General features: G+C 42.7%; 6 protein-coding genes. 1 reads left to right on the forward strand and 5 read right to left on the reverse strand.

The genetic code is table 11. The features are described from left to right. Positions 1–387 precede the first annotated feature (387 nt). The gene (gene loiP / locus IQ211_RS16725; RefSeq protein WP_189761061.1) at positions 388–1,140 is read left to right on the forward strand and encodes a metalloprotease LoiP; all 753 of its coding nucleotides are present in this window, start codon (positions 388–390) and stop codon (positions 1,138–1,140) included. A 123-nt stretch (positions 1,141–1,263) separates the two neighbouring features. On the opposite strand, the gene glnB is transcribed toward loiP, so the two are convergent. The 5 genes from glnB to IQ211_RS16750 all read right to left on the reverse strand — a co-directional run bounded on the left by glnB (position 1,264) and on the right by IQ211_RS16750 (position 7,107). Further along, on the reverse strand, positions 1,264–1,602 hold the full coding sequence (gene glnB, locus IQ211_RS16730) for a nitrogen regulatory protein P-II (protein ID WP_189761060.1): 339 nt from the start codon (positions 1,600–1,602) through the stop codon (positions 1,264–1,266). Positions 1,603–1,617: 15 nt separating this feature from the next. Beyond that, positions 1,618–3,240 (reverse strand): NAD+ synthase, encoded by a 1,623-nt coding sequence (locus IQ211_RS16735; protein ID WP_189761059.1) that lies wholly within the window; start codon positions 3,238–3,240, stop codon positions 1,618–1,620. A gap of 209 nt (positions 3,241–3,449) precedes the next feature. Beyond that, a complete protein-coding gene (gene glrR / locus IQ211_RS16740) occupies positions 3,450–4,787 on the reverse strand; it encodes a two-component system response regulator GlrR (RefSeq protein WP_189761058.1) in 1,338 nt (445 codons plus the stop codon). Positions 4,788–4,789: 2 nt separating this feature from the next. Beyond that, complete coding sequence (gene qseG / locus IQ211_RS16745) at positions 4,790–5,662, reverse strand: two-component system QseEF-associated lipoprotein QseG (RefSeq protein ID WP_223281854.1); 873 nt, start codon at positions 5,660–5,662, stop codon at positions 4,790–4,792. Between the two features lie 5 nt (positions 5,663–5,667). Then, positions 5,668–7,107 (reverse strand): sensor histidine kinase, encoded by a 1,440-nt coding sequence (locus IQ211_RS16750; protein ID WP_189761057.1) that lies wholly within the window; start codon positions 7,105–7,107, stop codon positions 5,668–5,670. Positions 7,108–8,387: the final 1,280 nt, after the last annotated feature.

Consider the following 8,387-nt stretch of genomic DNA (forward strand, 5'->3'; position numbering starts at 1 on the left):
GCTTTCTCACACATTGGGTATTTTTGCCAACTTTAAACAAGGTAAAAAACAACGCGACTGGCTTCAACAAACGCTCGTTATTGGGTGTTAAAGTTGAGCATCGCGTTAAAATAATTTATACCAATCTAATTTCAAGATGCGTGTGATTTCTCTCTGCTAAGCGGGGGAAATCCGGTTTCATAGCGTGTTGTAAATTACAACTTGAAGTTTAATGCGTATAAACTAAATTATTTTACTTATGATTTGATTATTTTTTAAAAATGTTACCGCATTCACATAATCATAAATATTAGCGTTTATTCCTATTGTTATTTTTAGCAAAATTCATAGTCTTTTAACGCTGTTAAAAAACTATAGTTGCATGTATTGCAAAGGAAAAACCATATTATGAAAATTAAGGCTCTTGTTGCAGTCGCTGTTTCTGCTGCACTTCTGACAGGTTGTAAGAATATTGATCAGGGAATGCTGGCTCATTCTGGAATGCAATTATTCCAGGCGGCAACACTAAGTGATTCTGATGTCAAACAGTTATCTGACCAAGCATGTAAGGATATGGATGCACAGAATAAAATTGCGCCGGCATCCAGCCAATACACTAAACGTCTGAACAAAATTGCCAAAGCATTAGGTAGCGAAGTTAACGGTACATCAGTTAACTATAAAGTTTATCTGACTAAGGATGTGAATGCATGGGCAATGGCTAATGGTTGTGTGCGTGTATACAGCGGCCTGATGGATATGATGAACAACAACGAAGTCGAAGGTGTTCTGGGCCATGAAATGGGTCACGTCGCACTGGGTCACACCCGTAAAGCAATGCAGGTTGCTTATGCGACCGTTGCTGCACGTACCGCAGCGGCATCAGCCGGTGGTGTCGCCGCACAACTGAGCGATTCTCAGCTCGCAGCACTGGGTCAAAAGCTGATCAACTCACAGTTCTCACAACATCAGGAAAGTCAGGCTGATGACTTCTCTTATGATCTGATGAAAAAACGCAATATCAAAACTGAAGGTTTAGCAACCAGCTTCGAGAAACTGGCTAAACTGGGCAGCGGTGAAACCAGCATGTTTGATTCACACCCACCGTCACAGGAACGTGCTCAACACGTTCGCGATCGTATCGCCGCAGATAAGAAATAATAAGTTCTGTACAATAAAGATAAGTGATAACGGATAGAACCGGCATGTCATCTCCCATTATGGGTATGGGCTAACCGATAATATTGCCGTTATCACTTTTTTCAGATGATTTTAGTGACTTGATTAAATCGCTTCTTCGTCCTGCTCACCGGTACGGATACGCACAACACGGGCTACATCGAAAACAAAAATTTTGCCATCGCCAATTTTGCCTGTTTGTGCAATCTGCATGATTGTTTCGACGCAGGTATCAACAATATCATCCGGTACGATAATTTCTATTTTTACCTTTGGCAGAAAATCCACCATATATTCTGCGCCGCGATACAGTTCAGTATGCCCTTTCTGACGGCCAAACCCTTTCACTTCTGTCACGGTCATACCAGTGATACCCACTTCAGCCAGCGCTTCACGCACATCATCCAGCTTGAAAGGTTTGATAATTGCATCAATCTTTTTCATCAAGTTTTCCTGTAATTACCAATTGTTACGCCCGAAACCAGATGTAATCGGGTAGCGCCGATCTTTACCAAAATCACGCGGTGTAATGCGTGGGCCAATAGGTGCCTGGCGACGTTTATATTCATTAATATCAACCAGTCGGATCACCTTGCGTACAATGGCTTCATCAAAACCTTCGGATACCAGATCAGCCACTGATTTATCTTTTTCAACATACCCTTCGAGAATCGCATCCAGAACGTCATAGGGAGGAAGGCTGTCCTGATCCAGTTGATTTGGTGCCAACTCCGCTGACGGTGGGCGATCAATCACACGCTGAGGGATCGCCGGAGATACGGTATTACGATATTTAGCCAATGCAAATACCATCGTTTTAGGAACATCTTTCAATGCATTAAAGCCACCCGCCATATCGCCGTACAGGGTTGAGTACCCTACTGCCGATTCACTTTTGTTACTGGTGGTCAATACCAGGCGACGACGCTTGTTAGACATTGCCATTAAAATCACTGCGCGGCAACGTGCCTGTAAATTCTCTTCTGTCGTATCTTTTTCTGTTCCCGCAAACATGGGGTCAAGCTGTGCCATAAACGCATCAAACATGGGTTCGATGGAAACAACGTCAAATTCAACCCCCAGCAATTCTGCTTGTTCTCTGGCATCGTGAATACTCATTTCTGAGGTATAGCGGAATGGCATCATGACCGCCTGCACGTGATCTTTACCTAAAGCATCCACAGCAATTGCCAATGTCAACCCTGAATCAATCCCGCCTGACAAACCAAGCAAAGCGCCTTTAAAACCGTTCTTTTGCACATAATCACGTACAGAAAGCACTAACGCCTTATAAATTTGCGCCAGAGGAGGCAATTGAGGGATCGGATTTGCCATAGGTTCAATGTTCATCTCATTGAAACGACATTGTTCAACCTGTTCCTCAAATGCCGCCATGCGATGGGTTATTTCACCATTGGCATCAAAGACCTTAGAACAACCATCAAAGATAAGCTGATCTTGCCCCCCCACCTGATTAAGATAAACAATTGGCAAATGAGTACGCTGGCAGTGGGATTTAATTAATGTACTGCGGATATTCGGTTTTTCACGATTATAAGGAGAAGCATTAATCGACAAGACGATTTCTGCCCCCGCCTGTTTCAAGGCATCAATGGGGGCATCAAACCACAAATCTTCACAAATCAACAAACCAAGGTTATAACCCTTGAATGGGATAACACAGTTTTGATCACCCGCGTCGAAATAACGCTCTTCATCAAAAACGCCATAGTTTGGCAATAACTGTTTGAAGTAACGAGCCACAATTTCCCCTCGCCAAAACAGGGAAAGTGCGTTGTAAAGTTTGCCATCCTGTTGCCACGGATGCCCTACCAAGATACCAACCTGAGCGCTTGCTTGTTGCAAACGTATCAATTGTTCATGGCAACGCTGATGTAAATCAGAACGGAATAACAAATCTTCAGGAAAATAGCCAGACAGCGCCAGCTCAGAAAACATAACCAGATCAGCGCCTTTTGCCTGCTGCTCCCGAACTGTCTGCAACATACGTTCGCTGTTACCTTCAATGTCTCCTACCAACCAATTTAACTGGGCAAGAGCGATATTAAGAGTACGACTCATAGAATGCGGCTCTCCTGGGCCATAAATCATCTATCCGCTTTGCTCGGTCTTAGCAGCAAAGCAATTTATACCAATTCAACTTCAAGATGCGTGTTATATTTCCCGCGTAGCGGGGAAATATAACGCCTCGCCTCGTCTTGCGGATTGCAACTTGAAGTTTATCGAGTATATTTCTACTCAGTGTAAGAATTTCTGCGGGAGCAGAAAAGTTATTCCTTAAAATCGTTAGCATCCAGCTCGTGGCGTGCCAGCAATTTATAAAATTCTGTCCGGTTCCGCCCTGCCATACGAGCGGCATGGGTCACATTACCTTTGGTTATCTGCAACAATTTACGCAGGTAATTCAGCTCAAACTGACCACGGGCTTCTACGAATGTCGGCAATGCCGTATTTTCCCCTTCCAATGCCTGAGTAACCAGAGCATCACTGATGACCGGAGCCATCGTCAATGCCACACACTGTTCGATGACATTAACCAATTGACGAACATTGCCCGGCCAACTTGCTGCCATCAGGCATTTCATGGCCGTAGTGGAAAAACTGCGCACAAAAGGTTTATGGCGTTTGGCAGCGTCACGTAACAGATGATTAGCCAAGAGAGGAATATCTTCTGCGCGTTCGTTCAAAGCAGGAATTTTCAAATTAACAACGTTCAATCGATAATAGAGATCTTCCCGAAACTCATTACGTTGCATGGCCTTAGGCAGGTCACGGTGGGTTGCCGAAATAATTCTGACATCAATGTCGATATCCCGATTACTCCCCAACGGACGGATCTTGCGTTCCTGTAGCACTCGCAAAAGTTTAACTTGCAACGCCATCGGCATATCGCCGATTTCATCAAGGAATAATGTTCCTCCTTGCGCCGCTAAAAATAACCCTTCCCGACTGCTGACCGCGCCTGTAAACGCGCCTTTGGCATGACCAAATAATTCAGATTCAAGTAATTGCTCAGGTAAGGCACCACAGTTAATAGCAATAAAAGGTTTCTTCACTCTGGGACTTGCCCGATGAATAGCTTGCGCCAATACCTCTTTACCTGTTCCGCTTTGCCCATTAATCAGAACACTCACATCGGATTGAGCCACCATCTTTGCCTGTTCCAGTAAACGCAACATCAAAGGGCTTCGGGTAACAATTTTCTCGCTCCATTGCCCATCAATGGCTGGCGTTGAGAGTTCCAGCGCATCATCAATCGCTTTATAAAGTGCGTCACGATCAACAGGTTTGGTCAGAAAACTAAATACACCTTGCTGCGTTGCTGCCACCGCATCAGGAATAGAACCATGCGCAGTCAGAATAATGACCGGCATACCGGGATGCTGTTTCTGAATCTCAGCAAACAGTGCCATACCATCCATTTCATCCATGCGTAAGTCACTGATCACTAAATCTACTTTTTCTCTCGCCAGTATGCGTAACGCTTCATGACCACTCTCTGCGGTCGTGACACGAAAGCCTTCACTGGTCAAACGCATTCCCAATAGTTTTAACAAACCGGGATCATCATCAACTAAAAGAAGATGGGCGGAATTGCGTACTGTCATTATTATTCAGCTCCTTTTTCTTCTGGTTTTTCTTCTGAAGGATTGGCTTCCGCTTTAGTATCCGCTTTTGTGGCGGGTTTCTCTTTCAGTTCTGCTTTATTATCCGGTGAACTGTTCGTATTAGGAGTAGCAACGCTACTTTGTTCTTGTTTACGGGAGGAAAGTTGGCGTTCAATATCGGTTAAATTTTCGAGTTTGCGGGACATTGAATGAAGCTCATATTCTAAACGTGCTCGTGTTTCTTTCAGACGATCAATTTTGTTATCACTGTCAAACTGGAAGCGCTGGAATTTGGCTCTTTCTTCAGCAAGATTAATTTTCAGATATTGCTGCTCACGCCACAGCTGAAGTAATGGCCGTAAACCGATAGGAAATTGTGCACTATACTGATTAAAGTTTTCCACCGTTTTCCGGCGTTCAGCTAATACAGAAGTCGCCCTGCCAATTAAAATACTTTGCTTAAGCGCTTGCTGCCAATCAGTCGGCGTCTCTGGAGCAAAACGTTTTGCCGTCTCACGAGCTTCTGCCGAAGTTAACCGATCCGTACAATCGATAAATCTCAACCAATAAAGTCCGTTTTCCATCGCCGCAGGCTTCGTGATATCCCAGATTGCATCACAATCCTTAAGACGATAATCGGTAACATTTTGTTCTGGCAGGATAGACTGCGCCAGGGTTGTCAAATTGTCTGAACCACTCGTTTTAACGCATCCTGCCAGCAAATAGGGAACGCACAATAGCAATATCGCCCGCAAGCGCAGGGCCGAAGCACGTACCAAGATAGATGGCCTGACCACCATTTTTTTCATTGGGTTAGTCACAATATTTTGCTGTTCCGTCTCCGTCATAAAGCGGTAAGTAAACCTGTTATACATATTATTTAGTCATTCTCTGCGGTTAATGGCAGTTCAATTCGAAAACATACATCAGCAAATTCGGATTCTACCAGGCAAAGCGCCCCCTGCATTTGTTTAATGCAATCTTGCGCGATACTCAAACCAAGACCGCTTCCTTTAACTGCGCCTTTTCGTTGCAGTTTTCCTTGGTAAAATGGCTCGAAGATCATACTTTTCTCTAACTCTGGGATAGGCGTTCCTGTATTGGCAATGTCAATTTGAAGGTTTTTCCCCACTTGCCGACTCACAATCCAAATGTTACCGGATTCAGCGCCATAGTGCACTGCATTGGAATAGAGATTATCAATCACCCGTGTTAGTAAGCCAGGCTCTGCCCAACAATAATCCATATCCAATTGAATTTCCGTATGAATATTTTTTGTCCGCGCCGGCAGTTGGTGTGATAATACGACACTATTCACAATTTCTTTTAAAGAAACAATCTGATGTTCGGCAGCACCATCCGCTAATTTGCGGTTATATTCCAGTAATTGCTCAATAAGCTGCTGTAAATGCCTGCTACTGCTATCCAAGATACTGACAACTTCCCTTTGATCTGCTGTCAGAGGTCCAGCAATTTCATCAGCCAATAGCTCCGTTCCTTCACGCATACTTGCCAGAGGGGTTTTCAGTTCGTGGGAAATATGGCGTAAAAACTCATGACGCTGAGACTCAAGCCAGGATAAACGCTCACTCAGCCAAATAATGCGTTGGGCCAATGATCGCAATTCCCGTGGTCCTTTAAAGGAATCAATCTGATTTTCCAATGATTGCCCTTCTCCAAGCCGGTTGATCATCCGTTCAATACCTTTTACTGGCCCAATGATCATACGTGTAAACAAGGTTATCAAGAAAGCACTTAACAAGAATAAAATAAGGCTCTGCCAACCGAAAAATTGCCCTTTGTCGGCGATATCTTTTTGCAGTTGTTCACCACGGCTAAAAATAATATTACGGGTTTCCTGTACCAAAAGATTATTAGCCCTGGAAAATTCTTCAAGTAATTTAGAAGACGTTGCTTCTGGCGCCCCATTACTACAGGCAATGTTGCTCAAGCCCGACAGTAATTCATTGAATTTCTTTGTATACTCTGCATTAGCTAGCATCGCCATCTGATTACCAAGCATATTCATGTATTGCCGATATTGGCGTTGATAAAGCTTTTCTAACCGACTATCGCCTAATACACAATATTGGCGGTAACTACGCTCCATCTCAAGGGCGACGCTAACCATTGCTTCGCTACGGCGGGCGTCCACCAGCGTTGAACGATTAATCTCAGCAGCCTGGGTACTAAGCTGATCAAGACTTTGATAAGCCTGATAAGCCAAAACCAAGAGCGGTAATAACACTAACCAGAAAGCCATGACAACCAACTGGCGCAATGAGCGTGGAAATAAACGCCATTTTTTCAAAGAAATCATCTCATAACCTGTAATGACATTGATGCTACAGTGACTTTTCTCTTATTGAAAATGGTCAGAATAATAGTTGAAAACGGCGGATAATTGAAACAAATGAGTCATTGAAAGTGATGCGGATGCATACATAAACAGGGTGGGCTGTAATAATGACGGCGGGACGGTAACTTTTTTACCATCCCGCCAGTGAAGTTCCTTCATGTAAACATGTAGGCGGTGCCTCACTCCACGTGTCGCCCTGTGTTTGATAAGGCCCGAAGGCGAGTATCATTAAGTTGGACGGTAGGCACCTTACTTTGGCGTCATTCCGGGCTTTATGTGGCATGTTTCCACCCAATTGCGGGCCGACATAAAAAAGTTGAATGAGCAACTGCTCTGTATTATGCACATTACGTGCCAACTTACAAAATTATTTTTAACTAATTGATATAATTGAAAATAAATAAAATCGTGGATTTATTGCATCTTCTTATCGGTATTTATTCATATTTGATAGGTGTGAGTGTCGCCTATTTATGACACTTCACCATCAAAAAAAATTTTCCAAATAATATCAACAAATTAAATGTCTCATTTTTGAGACATCAAAAAGCTCTCTTGTCGCGATATGGAGACACTGCAAAAATAGCGGTAACTTAACATTAATTTATTTTCTATCAATTCTTAATAAGTTTTATTTAAAAACAAGACGAATAAATCTCTTGATGCCCCACAGGGATGAAATGAGGTCAGTATGCTAATCAATGGATTTAATGCGTGACCAAATCCTGTTTTTAAGTTCATCTAATTGTGATACTTGAGTAACTACTACTATTCATTCTATTATAAATAGGTTTTCATAATACTGAGAGTATCAGATGTTGGCGTTCCTTACCCCGCGCTCCGCGCGGGGTAAGGAATACTCCTATCATTTTGAAACGCTATTTATTATGCTGAATTAAAAACAAATTACGATTTAATCTGATAAATTTGGGATAGCTATGCGATTAACTCATGACAAAAAAATTAGGAAATCAATCATTAAACTGTTTACATTTACAGAGCAAATTACCCTACTCAAAAGCTTTACATTAATAAAAAATGAAACTTCCGACGATTTTACTGCTTGGATAAAATGGTTAGCTTATGAAACTCTGGCATCTGTAAAAAGAGTTACTCTATTTTTTATTATAATTGCCATTACATTATATACCAATCTCACTTCAAGATGATGGTTTTAAAATCTGGAAATTATCAGTCAGTCGAGTCGTCAATTCTTTTGCTTTTTCTGGCAAAGTGACATG

It is taken from the genome of Xenorhabdus griffiniae (genome assembly GCF_015163655.1).
In the GTDB taxonomy this organism is placed as follows: domain Bacteria; phylum Pseudomonadota; class Gammaproteobacteria; order Enterobacterales; family Enterobacteriaceae; genus Xenorhabdus; species Xenorhabdus griffiniae.